Source organism: Paraburkholderia caffeinilytica, assembly GCF_051027425.1.
Taxonomy (GTDB): Bacteria; Pseudomonadota; Gammaproteobacteria; order Burkholderiales; family Burkholderiaceae; genus Paraburkholderia; species Paraburkholderia caffeinilytica_A.
This window is the reverse complement of record NZ_CP186553.1, coordinates 2,311,139-2,326,321: the sequence shown is the minus strand read 5'-3', so window position 1 is coordinate 2,326,321 and position 15,183 is coordinate 2,311,139. Positions and strand designations below refer to the sequence as shown.

At 56.7% G+C, this 15,183-nt stretch carries 10 protein-coding genes; 6 read left to right on the top strand and 4 right to left on the bottom strand.

Annotation, left to right across the window (positions count from 1 at the left end):
• The first annotated feature begins 543 nt into the window (after nt 1-543).
• Nucleotides 544-2,103 (top strand): hypothetical protein, encoded by a 1,560-nt coding sequence (locus ACOSV0_RS30710; RefSeq protein WP_434111019.1) that lies wholly within the window; start codon nt 544-546, stop codon nt 2,101-2,103.
• A 105-nt stretch (nt 2,104-2,208) separates the two neighbouring features.
• Here ACOSV0_RS30710 and ACOSV0_RS30705 read toward each other — a convergent pair whose 3' ends face one another.
• The 4 genes from ACOSV0_RS30705 to ACOSV0_RS30690 all read right to left on the bottom strand — a co-directional run bounded on the left by ACOSV0_RS30705 (nt 2,209) and on the right by ACOSV0_RS30690 (nt 6,331).
• On the bottom strand, nt 2,209-3,150 hold the full coding sequence (locus ACOSV0_RS30705; protein ID WP_434111017.1) for a hypothetical protein: 942 nt from the start codon (nt 3,148-3,150) through the stop codon (nt 2,209-2,211).
• A gap of 18 nt (nt 3,151-3,168) precedes the next feature.
• The gene (locus tag ACOSV0_RS30700; RefSeq protein ID WP_434111016.1) at nt 3,169-4,281 is read right to left on the bottom strand and encodes a glycosyltransferase; all 1,113 of its coding nucleotides are present in this window, start codon (nt 4,279-4,281) and stop codon (nt 3,169-3,171) included.
• A gap of 74 nt (nt 4,282-4,355) precedes the next feature.
• A complete protein-coding gene (locus tag ACOSV0_RS30695; protein WP_434111014.1) occupies nt 4,356-5,363 on the bottom strand; it encodes an ATP-grasp fold amidoligase family protein in 1,008 nt (335 codons plus the stop codon).
• A 53-nt stretch (nt 5,364-5,416) separates the two neighbouring features.
• Nucleotides 5,417-6,331, bottom strand: a complete 915-nt coding sequence (locus ACOSV0_RS30690; protein ID WP_434115908.1) for a GlxA family transcriptional regulator — start codon at nt 6,329-6,331, stop codon at nt 5,417-5,419.
• 1,357 nt (nt 6,332-7,688) lie between these two features.
• Between ACOSV0_RS30690 and ACOSV0_RS30685 the strand changes: the two genes are divergently transcribed.
• From ACOSV0_RS30685 to ACOSV0_RS30665, 5 genes are all read left to right on the top strand, one after another.
• Complete coding sequence (locus ACOSV0_RS30685; RefSeq protein ID WP_434111012.1) at nt 7,689-10,025, top strand: polysaccharide biosynthesis tyrosine autokinase; 2,337 nt, start codon at nt 7,689-7,691, stop codon at nt 10,023-10,025.
• A gap of 62 nt (nt 10,026-10,087) precedes the next feature.
• Complete coding sequence (locus ACOSV0_RS30680; RefSeq protein WP_434111010.1) at nt 10,088-11,203, top strand: glycosyltransferase family 4 protein; 1,116 nt, start codon at nt 10,088-10,090, stop codon at nt 11,201-11,203.
• A gap of 21 nt (nt 11,204-11,224) precedes the next feature.
• Nucleotides 11,225-12,667, top strand: a complete 1,443-nt coding sequence (locus tag ACOSV0_RS30675; protein ID WP_434111009.1) for a hypothetical protein — start codon at nt 11,225-11,227, stop codon at nt 12,665-12,667.
• Between the two features lie 121 nt (nt 12,668-12,788).
• Nucleotides 12,789-13,799, top strand: a complete 1,011-nt coding sequence (locus tag ACOSV0_RS30670) for a glycosyltransferase family 2 protein (protein WP_434111007.1) — start codon at nt 12,789-12,791, stop codon at nt 13,797-13,799.
• Between the two features lie 28 nt (nt 13,800-13,827).
• On the top strand, nt 13,828-15,144 hold the full coding sequence (locus ACOSV0_RS30665) for a lipopolysaccharide biosynthesis protein (protein WP_434111006.1): 1,317 nt from the start codon (nt 13,828-13,830) through the stop codon (nt 15,142-15,144).
• The last annotated feature ends 39 nt before the right edge of the window (nt 15,145-15,183 follow it).

Genomic DNA, 15,183 nt, shown 5'->3' with positions numbered 1-15,183 from the left:
TCGAAGTCAGAAAGATGGCGATCATCCAATCCTATGATCATCATGAGAAAGCAGGGATCTTGGCGATGCGACAAGTTATTAGAAAGATTCTTACTATTTGTCCGAAAAGTACTATTTCTTGTGGGATAGAAAAGGTATTCCTGGTACGATTTCCCCGGTCGCGATGAGTGTGCGGAAGAAATTACGAGCGGCAGCCGGAGCACTATTTGTCTGATGAAATGTTTGTGTATCGCGTGGCAGCAGAATTTTGAGCAGCAGTGGGTATCGTAGTCCCGTAGTCTCCCATCGTTTTTAAACGCAGTAGGACGCGCAAGTCGGTTCGCCATGGAAATCGGTGACGCTCGTCCGATGGATTGTCGCATCTATTCGAGCTTCACTTCGAAACGTTTAATCTGACTTTGAGCTGCATCCAGAACAGGTAAGAAGATCTTTTTTTAATAATTAGGATCTCGAATCAATCAGAGTTACCCGTAAGCATTTACTCATTCGAAAACTTTAAAAACCAGTATTTGGATTTTTATCGACAGTGGAAAATACTTAGCTATGGTAAAGCGACGTCAATTTATTAGTGGGCTAGCAGCCCTCAGCGGAAGTTATCTTTTGAGCGCCTGCGGTGGAGGCTCGGAAGACGGTAGCAGCGGCACTGCTGTATCTGCCGCCAGCAAAGCAACGGCACATGCAAGCACCGCATCTGCGAGCGGCACGTCAATGCCGCCGGCCACCTCGATTACAGACAGCACGGGCGCCGTATGGACGCTGTCGGGCGGGGTTTTATATAAAAATGGTGCGGTAGCCGGGAATAACTACAACGTGATGCTCGCGCTCTGGTACAACGGGAGCATCTATCACGAGAACACCGCCGGCAACTTCTATCAGTGGAACGGCTCGACGTGGGTGAGCTCCATCGATCCGCGTCTGGGCAGCATTTCCGCGGACGGTACTACGCTGCCTTCCGCGCCGTACATCCTCGATAAGTCGGGCGCGAAATGGACCCTCGTTAATGGTGTCATTTACAAGAACGGCACGGTCGTAGGTACCAATTTCAACGTGTCGCTTGTACTCTGGTACGGTGGCAAGGTCTATCATTGCAACTCGAGCGGTCACTTTTACGCGAACGCGGAAGTTGCCGCTCAATGGTTGGCGTGCACCGATCCACGTATCGCCGTCGCTCCGACCGCGGGTAGCTTCTATGGTGTCAACGGGCACTACGACTACACTTACACGCCGGCGCAACTGGTCACGATTCTGAAGGCGATGGGCTGCACCAGCTATCGCGTCGGCTGCACGTCCGACCCGACCCAGATCAATGCGGTAGTCAAACTGGCACAAACCTTCCAATCGGCTGGGATTCAGTTGCTTGTCCTGATCAATCAGGGTCTCTACGACAGCAGCGGAAAACTCTTCAGTGGCGAGTCGACAGCCTACAGCGCCGGATACTCAGCAGGCTCAGCGGTTGCACGTGCGCTGACATCGTATGGCGTGACCATCTATGAGTGCGGCAATGAGCTGACACGCGATGGCGCCATCATTCTGGATTCCACCAACGCAGGGACGAAGGCTCTCGATTTCAACAATGCGAACTGGCCGGTCTTGCGAGGCGTGATGCGTGGGATGATTGACGGGGTGAAATCGGTTCAGTCTTCTCTGAAGTGCGGCATCAACTTCTGCGTGAACGATGTTGGCGCGGCCGACGCGTTGTGGGAGGGGACTCAACCGGATGGAAGCAGCGGCTATTCCACAGTGCGCTGGGACGTCACGACCTGGCACAATTACGAAGTCTACGGCGATATCTTCAACATCGGCACCGACGGTGCGGGTCCGGGCTTCGATCTGCCGACGTATTGCAAGGCCAGATATGGTGTGCCTTTCATCATCACCGAGTGGAACACGGGCCCGGAGCAAACGGAGACTTATCGGGCAAATTACATTACCACGCAACTGGGCGGTTTCTATCAAGCGAGAAAGACGCACAACATCCAGTCCGTGATGTACTACGTGCTCGATAGCGGAAACGATACCTTCGGTATTATGATGAATGGCTCGCCAATCAACCCGTCATACAGTGCATTTACCAGCTTCACGGCGGGCAACCCGGACAACTAGGCTGGGAAGGCAAGCATCCGAATGCGCTGCGGATCTGGTCTCCTTTTCGATGGCGAGAGGGAGACCAGATAAGTCTCAGGGATGGCCGCCAAAAGTGTTCAGTATTCAACTCAATTCCAACAGCCGCCCGATATCGATCTCATTGAACTGCGCGATGATCGCCTCCGAATCGTTGGCACCAAATCCGACCGCTACGGTTCCATCGTGAACCGCCAACCCGCAACAGAACTCCACGCCATATTCTTTCCAGTAGAACGGTTCGGAAAGCACCACATTCCAGCTCCGATCAAAATAAACAAATCTGTGTTTATAAAGATGCTTTTTCCCTCGGCTGCGCTCGTGTACGACGCACAGCCAACCGTCCTTCCATTCAACTAGCTGGGATGATCCCAGCAGATCTTTCGGCACCTTCAATGGCTTCTGAAGCGACACGGTTGTGCCACGCTCGCTGATCTCGACAATGGTCAACGGATTCATTGTGTGTATCGCCTGGAGCTTCCCATCGGAAACGAATGGCATCCAGTTCTTCTCACGACTCGAACCAAATGGCGACTCGATAAGGTAACTCTCCACAACACGTTTTCCGGATATTTTCTGAAGAGCCATCGTGTTAGTGTCGTCAGAGTTGCTGCGCGCACTAGCCAGGCACCACAAATCTTCTTTCCAGAAGAAGGTTCGTAGATCTTCGAATCCGTCGCCCGATTTACTCGATACGCGCCTGAAAGCGGCGTCTTCCAGAGAGCTCATGCTCAGAACACTCAGGTCTGTGGACAAGTTACCAATATGGTTGATGGTGTCGTAGCCTTCGCCATGCAACTTTACGCCGCCGCTCTCCATCAATTCATAGTTAACAGATCTGACGACGACGGCATAGCCATTTCCGTCAAAACACAATGTTGGATTACAGGGGCGGTAATCACCCGGAATCTTGATCGAAACGAATTTGGGGCGAAGTGTATGGAACAGTCTTTCTTCCCGAGGGCGTTCGGCAACATATCTATACAAGAGAGTCTTGAGTCGTCCCGGGACCAGTTGTGAAGTTAGCATTCAGTTCTTTCTCCTGCACTAGGCAACCGGCTTCTCAACCGCGTTCCGATGACCCTCAACGGCTTCAAAGAACCGCTCGTAGCGCCGACGACAGGCATTCCAGCCGAATTCATCGATAGCCAGATTGCCCGCATTGCGAGCGATCGTCGGCCACGATTCGTTAATCGCATGAACAATCTTTGGGATCTCGGAGATGTCATCGAACAAAATGACATTGTCGAACTTCCTGGCAGCCGACACCATGAACGGTGTTGCGCGCGAGATCAGCAACGGCACGCGTCCGATGGCCTCAAAAAACGCGCCACTCACCAGCATCGAATCGGCCGCGTGCGGCAGAATCAGCACGTCGCTATCGACAATGTTCTGCTCAAACTCCGCGTCGGATAGGAACTTGGCGTTGAGGTGCACGACGTTCCGGAGCGATCGCTTGTCGATGATTTCATTCAGCGTCGCGATGTAGGCTTCAGTGCCGTGCCCGGCAATATGCAGCTTGCACCCGCTCGGCCAGACATCGAGCAGCGCGTCAATCTGCTTGTATGGGCGAATCACGCCGAGCAACGAATACAGTGGCGTTGCGCTTTCTGTTTTAGGCGTGGTGGGCGCCTGTCCAGGTGTATCCCAATAGAGTGGATGCGGCAGATATTGCGCGTTGTACTGTGCCTGAAAATCCTGAGCGTGGACCACGCGGAAGTCCGCCAGGCGGCGCACGAGTGCAATAATCCGCATCGACAGACGTCTGTTGAAGCCAATCGTATCGTGGACCGCGTGATCGTGTATGAAATAAACAACCTTCGCCCGACCGATCAGCATGAGTGAACAGTAGAACGCGAAGAGCAGGGACCCAGGCAAGCTCAGCCGGGCAGTGCCTTTATCTCGCTTGAATGGCCGGTACTCAAGCCAATGAAAAACGAGAATGTTGCCGGGTTTGAGCAGCTGCGAGAATCCGCCATTCAGTAAGCCCTTGATGGAAAGGGGCACGACTTCATAACCGATCGAGCTGTAGAGATCTTTCTGAATCTGAATATAGCGATTCGTGGGATTGGTGAAGGGACACATCATCACCCGGGGCCGCGGCTCTTCTACCGCCTTGTCGTCAATCGTGCTGCGCGCTTCCTTGGTAGTCTGCGTCATTTGTACTTCTCCGGTCGAGTTGCTGGGCGCAAAGACATTGGGTGAAACACGCGCAGAAGTTAGAAAATGCCCGCTCAACTCAGTAGTCTTCCCCACTCGTAGTCAATGCTGTCAGGCGTAAAAGGCAGCACACCCGCTCCCGGCGTGAAGGTAAGCTCGCCGAAGAAAACCTGGTTATCAGGCGCATATAAGTCCACGCGGACATAGTCGAAGTCTTCGCATAGGGTGACTGCGGTGTCCAACACGGATTCCAGGTTCTTCGGGCGCGGAGCGGGCGCGGCACTCCGCTTGTAGTAGCCGATGGCTACATCGAGATGATTCCAGTCGACGTCGTACACATCGCCGTGCGTCGCGCTCCCGAACCTGTCGGATATCACCAGTATGTAGATGACGGGACGTCCCGGCCGGCCGCCAAAACAATGCAACTTGTAATCGGCGGGTATCTGGCCGGATTGGTCCAGAAGGAGCTGCTCAAAGAAGATGCGCGGCTTGATAGTGCGGTAATGCCTCTCGCGTGCGATGTAGTAGAAGTCGGTGGACAACCACCGTGCGGCGAGAAGTTGCAATGTCTTGAACGAGGTCTCGGACTTGTTTCTGACCACCTCGACGAAACTGCTGCCGTGATTCGCCTTCATGACGAAGGAATCCGGCAGCGCGTCGAATACTTCACGCGTAAACGCATCCGGCGCCGATATCAACGGTATGAGGCGCTTCTCTCCTATCTTGGCCGCAACATATTCGCGTACTGAAAGTTTGTCGGTCAGGCTGATGTAGCGGGGATCCGGGCTGAGGCTCCGTTGCAGGATCTTTTCGTTGAAGGTGGCTGGGCGGAGAAGATTCGGATAGCGGCCAATACACTTGTGATGCAGCAGACTCACGAAGACGGAATCCGGCAACATACACTTTGCCGCCTCCTTGAGCCGCCTGACTACGGAAACTGGCTGCTGCGTTGACCGATATGGAACTCCCGGCGTGGAGTTCGCGCGTTCGGCCAGGAAGGTTTCAGATGGTTGCGTTTCCCCGGGCCGTGGCGTAGATGCGTCAATCTCCTGCTCGAACGGTGCGGACTTGGTAGTGGGCATGTTTCGATCCATGGCAGGTGGAGCCGCGAAGCTGAAGTCGGGGAGCGGGGTGTTTATCGCAGGCTGTCCGTCGTGCTATTCCACGCTTCTTCGGGCGTCAGCCATCGTTCCTCGGACTTGATGTGCTGCTGCGCGCGGTATTGAGTGGGCGACACGCCGTAGCGCTCCTTGAACAGCCGGCCGAGTCGATTGCCGTCGCCCATTCCGCACCGTCTTGCGATTTTATCGACAGGCAGATCGGTATTTCTGAGCATCGTGCGAACAACTTCAAAGCGCGTGCGCAGCAGATACTCGAGCGGAGTGATGCCAAATTCGCATTTGAAGCGTCGCTGAAAATTGCGTTTGCTCATTGCGGCGGATTCGGCTGCCTGGGCCACCGAGATGGCCTTGCTGTAGTTCTCTCTGATCCAGCGTGCCGACTCGCGGATTTTTTCGGTCGTAGTGACGATGCTCGCGTCATCCAGTTCCGACTTGTTCTGCTCGACGTAATTCGTTTGCAGTTCACGGGCGATCTTTCGCGCAGTGTCCGAATTCATGTCGCGTTCGATCTGCGCAAGGGCCAGGTCGGTCGGCGTCACACTGCTGCCGGCGCTTGCACCAACGCTGCCGTCGTCGAAGAAAAAGATGGGCACGATTGATTGCAACGGGTTCTTGCAAACGACAGCCAGACTCGCGCCTTGCTGAATACCACGAGATGCGATCGACCCGTGGCGCGAGATCCACGAGAGAAAGCGGCCGTTGGACTCCATCGTTTCATCGCCGTCACGGCAAGCAACAAAGAACGCATGGAAATCGGTGAGGCTATATCGTTCGAGATTCTGCGTCCAGATCAAGATACTGGATGAGCTTGGCACCAGACCGCCTTCGTCAGACAGCACTGAGAGCCGATAGGGAGGCTCATCGCCCCCCGCTTTTCCAAACTCGTTGGCAAGCCGGAAAGCATCTCCCACCGCGCCGGTGGTCAACATGGAACAGTTCTGGAAAATCAGAAGGCCAATGTGTTTCACCTCTTTCCATCCACTTTGACGGTCATTGACGCACGACGTAAGAAAACCAGTGGAAGTCATCACGCTTGCTTCTCCCAACACGTATTCCCGATACGCACCGAGATTAACGCATTGAAAATTTCAGAACCGGTTTGGCTGTATTCCAGGGTGTTTTGGCGTAATTGTCATGATCAGGGAAATTATTACCTTGAAAATCAAAGATAATATGTTTAAATGTCAATTCTGTTCAGAAACTTTTTCCGTAAGCAAGGAGCAAGATCGCGCCTGGCCGGATCGCCGGTTGATGGCGCTTCTTTCCGTCCCGTCAAGGGATTCAGGCAGTCACCTCTATTCAAACGTGCGTTTTCATCGCGTGAACTGTCACTAAAGTTTTGTTGCAGCCCCGCCGGCGAACTGTACGACTCTGTTACAGCGGTTACAGATGGCAACAACGCTTTCTAGATTCACCGCATTGGTAATGCGTTCAACTTAATCGGCCATTAACACCCGAATTTATGCCGCCGACGATATGATGCGTTTTTTGCGGGCTATGCTTCACCGCAACATGAATAGATAAATTCGCCTGGCGATTCGGCGAATTTTGAATCCGTTCGCAGAGTAATTGGCGTGCAGATGCTGTCCGGCCGCTGTGGCAAAGACGTACCCATTACCGCTTTGCGAGACCGCTGAAAGCCTCGTGGGGTTGCCGTGCCCGATTGCGTGACGCTGGTTCACCCGGCTCCAACGGTGATGTGTTCGTCGTATGGCGCTGGATGTCCACGACTTCGGGTATCTGGCCTGCCACACGTGCGTACAAAAGATTGACCTTGCAAGTCTGGATCGGCAGGAGAGAGCCGTCCGTGGTAAAGCTCGGGCAGCTCCGATGGCAAGGCTTTCTCACGACATGTCCGCGCAACTGGGCCGACATCGTCGATATCAGGTAGATCAAAAAAATCCGTCCGTTCGAGAGACAGCGTGACCGCTTGTTCGTCATGCGCAGTGAGGCCGGGTTCCAAGTCTGTTGTTTAAACATGTAGTAGTACGAATGCATAGGAGCTTCATATGCAAAGAACTGACTATTCCAGCGCCGACAGTAATGAGGTGTTTCCGGGCGAATCGGCGAAACCGCTGACGAAAGATCACAGGCCGTACCGCGCTGTGTCACCCACGAAGTCCTGAATGCGGGCTCTTCGAGCCAACCTGACCCAGCACGTAACTCCGAGGTGCCACCGGCCATGTCACATCCAGGTCCGGCGGCGGTTCCAGATCTCGAACGGGTGGTGCAGCAGAGCGGCAACGCGTCGTTACTCTGCCCATCGAACATGCAAGGATCAAGCCGGTGGACTATTACCCTGCAAATTCGTACTCTCCCGCTCCCAGCACGGAGCGTGGTCAACTCAGCGCGGGTGCGATGTTGACGCTGATGCGGGATCACATTTGGGAAATCGTGGGTACTGCAGTCGTCGTGCTGGGCCTGGCGGTGGCTTATCTACTCGTTGCAACGCCGATCTACTCCGCCGATGTGCTGTTGCGTGTCGATCCACCAGAACCTAATGCGCTCGGTCTTGCCCTGCAGAATCAGGAATCTCTTCCGCCGCCCTCGCCATCGCCGGTGACTGAAATGGCCGTGATACGCAGCCGCGCGGTACTCGAGCCGGTCATTGAAAAATTCCGCTTTGACGTGTCGGTGACGCCGCACAAGGTTCCTTTACTGGGGGACATCGCGGATAAATTTGCCACGCCGGGAGAACCGGCGGCGCCCTGGCTCGGTTTGACGTCGTATGCGTGGGGCGGAGAGCGCGTTCAGATCGGTTCGCTGGATGTGCCGCAGGATCTCGAGGAAGAAAAACTGACGCTGGTCGCCCTTGCAAATGGCGCGTACGAGTTGCGTGGTCCGTCGGATCATCTCCTCATAAAGGGCGTAGTAGGTGCGACCGTCCGGGGCAATGGGATTTCCATGCTCGTTAAGCAGTTGGACGCGCGACCGGGCACGAAATTCCAGGTCATTCGCTGGAACGAACTCGATGCAATCAAACGATTTGGCACCCTGGTGAAGGTTGGCGACAAGGTGAAGGACTCCGGCCTTATTCAGATCGAGTACGCGGACAGGAGCCAGGACAAGGCCACCGAAGTCGCCAATGCGTTGGGAGAGCAGTACCTTACTTATGCCATTGCCGCCCGGCAAGCCAATGACACGACCACGCTGGCCTTCATTAATGGCGAGCTTCCCCGTTTGCTTGCGGATCTCAGGAAGGCTGAGGATGCGCTGAAGCATTTCCGTGGAGCGTCGCAGTCCATGCAGCCGACGAGCGAAGCACAAGCGTATCTCCAGGGCGGTTTGGACATTGACAAGCAGATCGCGAGCCTGCAGATACAACGTACGCAACTTCTGGATCACTACACGGCGGATAGCCGCTGGGTGCAGACTGCCGACCGGCAAATTGCGCAATTGCAGGATGCGAAGGCGCAATTCGACGGCCATTTCAATAATATGCCGTCGTCCGAACGTCAGAGCGTCGATCTGCTCCGCGCGCAGAGAGTGGCGGAGACGATCTATCTCGGGATGGTCCAGAAAGCCGAGCAATTGCAGGTCCGGCGCGCCAGCACGACAGGCGGTGCACATATCCTCGACAGTGCGATCAGACCTCATCGTCCGGTCAAGCCGCAGCCCGCAATCGTGCTGTCGGGAGGCGTGGTACTCGGACTCCTGGCCGGCGTCGCGCTGGTCTTCATGCGCCGCCATGTGATGACCGGAGTGACCGATCCGAGGTACGTGGAAAGTCGCATGAGCGTGCCGGTTTTCGGCGAGATCCTGTTCAGTCAGCAGCAGTTACTGCTTGACCGCTACGGCACAGCGCGCAAGGCATTGCCAGGCTCGGGAGGACGTACCAGTCAGCCGTTTCCGCGCAGTGCGGACGATATTCAGTTTGTCGGCGGTGCAGCCGGAATGGGGGCAGCCGCGTCTCACATGGCCGACAACACCAGAGTTCTCGCCGCACGGTTTCCGAACGACACGTCGGTCGAGGCACTTCGCGCCGTGCGCACAGCGGTGGCACGCGATCTTGCGCATGCGCGCAATAACCTTCTGATGGTTATCGGCCCGACCCCTTCCGCGGGAAAGAGCTTTGTTGCGGCGAACCTGGCGATCCTGCACGCGGAGATCGGCTCACGCGTCCTCCTGATAGATGCCGATATGCGCCGGGGCCACCTCGCCTCGTTGTTCGGCGGAAGCAACCGTGGCGGTCTTTCGGAGGTGCTCGCGGGCCGGTTAGCTGTGCGTCAGGCATTGCGCTCGACAGGCATCGACGGTTTGACGTTCCTGTCGTGCGGCATACGACCGGAGAATCCTGCCGCGTTGCTCATGAAACCGCACTTCAAAGAGCTATTGGCGCGACTCGCCGGCCAGTACGACATGGTGATCATCGATACGCCGCCATTTCTCGCAGTCACCGACGCTTCCATCATCGCGATCGAAGCGGGCTCGTCATTGCTGGTCTTGCGCTCGGGGATGCAGAGCGAGCAGGAAATCGCGGACACGGTCAAGAAGATGGAGCGCGCCGAAGGGCGCATTGCCGGTGCCGTATTCAACGGCATTCCGCTACTGCGAAGCACTCGGAATTACGACTACGTGACGAACTATGCCAGCGATTTTGGCGATCTCGAAGCAATGCATTGATCGTACCGGCCGCCGGCGATTTGCGGCCAGATGTTGCGTGACGCCGTCAAACGGAGAAGCCGATGTCCTTTGCAATTAACGGAAAGTTCACCTCTCAGGCCGTTACCGGCGTTCAACGCGTGGCGTATGAACTCACCCGGGCAATGCAGATGAGCGCAACGCCTGAAGGCGAACTGGACGTTTTCGTGCCTCAGAACGTCGTCGAACCTGGCGCGTCGCTCAAGCGGAAACGGTGCTTCCCGTGGCTGCGCGGTACGCTTTGGGAGCAGATCACGCTGCCCATCGCTGCGAGAGGAATGACGCTTCTCAATCTGTGCAATACCAATCCGCTTTTCAAGCACGGGCAGGTCGTGATGGTTCATGACATGGCGATCTACGATGTACCGCAAGGTTTCTCCAGGAAGTTCCGGCTCTGGTACCGCGTTTGCTTCGCCATGCTGCGGCGAACGGAGCCGATGATTCTGACGGTCTCCGCTCACTCGAAGATGCGGATCTGCCATCACCTGAAAGTTGATGAGTCGCGTGTCACGGTTATAACGCCTGGTGCGGATCATCTGGACCGGGTCATATCGAATCCGGCAGTCATGAGGCGTCTGAACCTTGTAAAAGACGCGTACTGTGTCGTCGTCGGCAGCCTTGATCCGCGAAAGAACCTGCAGCGTGTTCTGGATGCGACCGATAGGCTTGGGCATTTGAAGGACGTGAAATTCGTCATTGTTGGCGGCCGGAATAAACGTATCTTCAATAGCGAGGAAATAACGCTTCGGACCCATCCAAACCAGATTGTATGGGCGGGTTTTGTGTCGGATGGCGAGTTGAAATCGCTGTATCAGAACGCGGCTTGCCTCGTTTTCCCCTCGCTGTACGAAGGATTTGGACTGCCGCCTCTCGAAGCGATGTACTGCGGTTGTCCGGTGATCGCTTCTTCGCGGACCTCCATACCGGAGGCGTGTGGCGACGCCGCTATGTATTGCGACGCGACCTCGGCGGACGATATCGCGGCGAAGATTTCCCGCATGATGGCCGATTCGGAACTGCGGCAGCGTTACCGAACAATGGGCGTGGCTCACGCACGTGAGTTTCGCTGGGAATACTCCGCGAGCAAGGTGCTGCAGGTTCTGTACGGACATGCCGGCGGTCACTTGTCGGATCTGGCGCCCAGCGCGTCGGTGGGTTAGTCCATGTTCGTGGCCAGGCGAATGGACCGAGTCTCGCGCGTTGCCGGCAGACGGCGGGCGTTGCGCACGCTCGCTGCACTCGCGGGAGCGGTGATACCGCTCACGGCTAGCAGGACCGCGCTGTCATTGACGCACGAGTCGAGGTCGCTGAGCGCTCGTGGTCGCCGGATGACGGAGCTGATCGGCTCGAATGGTTGGGCTGGCGCAGCCAGCGATGTTCAGATGTGGCGTGCAATGGGCATCAGTTGGGGGCGCGGCTCGGTTGGCCCTGGCCAGCCGGATGGGCCGCAAGACGTCATGCGCATCGACAAGACCAGTTCGGCGTTCGATAGCGAGTTGCCGCCGGCCTTGATCGCGAATGACCGCAATGGGATCGGCTCGCTCCTGCAACTCGGTTATACGCCGGCGTGGAATGCGAGTGTGCCGGGCGACCCCAATTCGGCGCCGGTGGACGTGGAGGTGTGGGAGCGATATGTCGATGCCGTGGTTCGTACGTACTCCGCACCACCTTATAACCTGCGCTATTTCCAGATCTGGAATGAAGCGGCGGGCAGGTTGTCGGGCGGACTGGCTCAAGCGACGTTCTGGCATGGCCCGGATGCCGACGGGAACGAAAAGAGCTCGAAGCCGTATGAGCGCGCAATGCAGGATTACGTCGAGCGCATCCATATCCCGGCCGCGCGCATCATCCGCCGTTATCACGCGTACATTGTCTACGGCGGATGGCCGGACCAGGGCGGTCTCGACAACTTCCGGAGATGGCTTGAGTACAGGAGCCCGGTGCTGAAGGAGCGGATGCTGGATTGGGTCGATTACATCGACACGCACTATCTCCCCGTCGCCGATCTGGATTCCCTGTATCAGCAGTACGTCAGGAACGGGCCCGCGCGAGGCATCTGGCAAACGGAAATCGGTGACGGGTACATGAAGGATCCGCACTATTTGCCGAGCTATTTCTTCGACTTCGCCGTGTGGGCGCTCGACAGAAACTGGGACGACCCGAACAAATATCTGTCCATGGTTTACCACTGGGATGGTTATGAACCTTTCCGTTTGACGCACCGTGGTCCGCCCACGCGGACTTACAACGTATCCGGGCGAAGCCTGGTCGTTCTGAATCGGACGGCGAACGGATCGTTAGCCAGCTTTTCGAAACCGCTGCAGTTCGATCCAGGGGCGTCTGGAAGCGCGTTGCTTTCGGGCCGTGACGTCGTGATGCAGGTCAGCGCGGACCCGGGGTGGAAATCCGTCACCGTTGGCGGACTCAAACCGCCGTCTTCAAGTCATGCACTGGTGGAGCTCATCGACGCGTTGAACGGTACGGTAAGTGCTCGCGAGGATGTTGCCCTGGCGTGGAACGACCAGAGCCTGAAAATTCGCTTCAAGGTGCCGGATCGGGTCAATGGAGTCGAAAACAAGCCGCCTAAGCACCTTGCCTATGTCGTTGTTCGTGGAGTCGCGTAGCGAATCGGATCAATCAGGGTGCGCCTCAACGCGTGTGCATTTACGTGCTTGCAGCGTGAGTCGGTAGTTTCACGGTCGTCGAATCTCGATTGATCGAACCTTTGGATGGCGTCGAAATATCATGAACCACGTCACTGTTGTGATTTGCAACTACAACTACGAGCGTTATCTGGCCACGGCGATCGAATCGGCGCTCGCGCAAGACTATCCGGCGACGCACGTTGTGGTCATCGACGACGGTTCGACCGACGGGTCGCGCGCGATCATCGAGAAGTTCGGGACGCGCGTCTCTTCGATACTCAAGGAAAACGGCGGGCAGGTGTCCGCTTACAACCAGGCGATCGAGGTGCTCGAAACGGAATATGTGATTTTTCTCGATTCCGACGATGTTCTGTATCCGGAGGCAGTCTCCGAAGTGATGCGGCGCTTTGCAACCGGTGATTGGGCAAAGGTGCAGTTTCGCCTGGACGTCATGGATAGCACGGGAGCGCTGACGGGCGCCTATGTGCCCCACGTCGAGCCCCCCGCCGATTGCGGAAAGCTGTTGCAGGGCGGCTGGCTCTATCCGTCGCCGCCTGCCTCGGGTAATGCATACAGGGTGAGTGTACTCAGACGCATTTTTCCGGTTCCCGAAGCGGACATCAATCGCTACGGCGCGGACTTCTACGCGATCTACGGCGCGGCACTGGTAGGTCGTGTCGCGGCGGTGCGAAAGTCGTTGGGGGGGTATCGCGTGCATAACGCGGGCAGCGCGACGGTGTCGTTCGCAAACTCGGAACAGCTCAACAAAGCGCCGGAAGCCGTCAACCTGAGATGGGCAATCTTGCGGAATATCGCAAGAACCCGGCTCCAGATGGAGCTTGCACCGACTTTTCACGACTTTGCACTCGAGAAGGCGCGCTTCTGTTCAGGCGTCTATCGGGCGACGCTCCAAAAACGGTGGCGCTGGATGATGCGGGATTCTCGTCACTATTTGCACACTATCGTTGCGAATCCATTCTGGAGTCTCAAGAAAAAGCTCGGCACGCTTGTACTGTCGAGTTTGTGTCTCGTCCCTTACTCGCCACTTTCTGACTTCGTGGTGCGGTATATCGCCAACCCGCTTGCCCGCCGTCGCGTGGCTGGGCGCTGAAGTCCGGAACGCGTGCATGGAGGGCGGCATGGATAGACGAAAGAGCGTTCGGATTATCGGATTTGTCTACGGCGGCTATTTGATGAGGTACGTGTACCTCATTATCGTGGTGCCGTTTTACGGCAGGATGCTCGGTGTAGCCGGGTATGGCCGGGTACTGGCGTCGATGTCGCTCATGAACGTGATATGGATGCTCGTCAACTACGGCTTTAGCCCCGTCGGCATGCGCGACATATCGAAAGCGCAATCGGAGCAGGAATGCAACGACATCTTCTCGTTGCATGTGAGCGCGCGCATTGTGCATGGCGTGGCGGGCGGCTGCATAGGCCTGGTTGCCACGCTGTGTTCTCCGGTCATGTCCGAACGTCCTCTGATCGGTGTGCTGGCTACGCTGCTTGGGATCGTGTCCGGCATGAATCTCGGCTGGCTGTTTCAGGGACGTCACCAGTTTCGAACCCCGATCATCATCGAGGTGTTCGGCTTTCTCCTGAGTCTCGTGCTGGTCCTGACGCTCGTAAAAGGACCCGACGACGCGGTATGGGTGCTTGCGAGTCTTCTGATCGCGGGGGTGGCGTCCTCGATCGTTTCCTACGGTCTCACGATCTATCAGCTGGGCTGGCCGCGTCTCCGGTTGGCAGGCATCGTTCCTCTCGTGCGAAATTCGACGATGCTTTTCCTTTACTCGTCTGGGTCGGTCGTATTCACGGCATCGTCTACCTATCTGTTGACCTTGTTGTCCACGCCCGATCAGGTTGGTTATTTCGGCGCGGCTGAACGCTTCGCGACGATCGCGCTCGCGCTGATGGGACCGGCAGCGCAGGTGTTCATTCCCACCATTACGCGGCAGCTCGCACAGGGCGACGCGCAAGGCGCGCATGAAACGACCCGGCGTGGCGCGACCCTGCTGATGGGATACGGATTGCTTATCTTCTGCGGTGCGCTGGCGCTGTCGCCTTTCGTGCTGCCTTTGATCCTTGGCGCCTCATTTGAACCCAGCGCTCACGTCCTGCAGATTTTTGCGTGGATGTTCCCGTTCGCTGCGTTTAACGAGTTCGTGGCGGGTTACGTATTTGTGCCGCGCAGGAAAGATCGTCTGCTTGCCGCCGTGGGTATTGCGTCGGGCGTGATCAATCTTGTTGCGGCACTCGTCCTGGCGCCTCGGTACGGCGCGATTGGCATCGCACTCGCCCGGGTGATTGGCGAGGCGGTGTTATCGGTCATGTTGATGGGCGTCGTGATTCGCCTCGAACTGGTCGGTCTCGTACCGGGCGGCGAGCGGGCGCTAGGAATGGTTCGGGGTGCATGCGGTTTCCGGCCCCCGACGGGTGCTGCAAAGGACGAGTGAGTCTTGGGGGTGGAGGGGGAAGGATGTTGGTCGCAATCT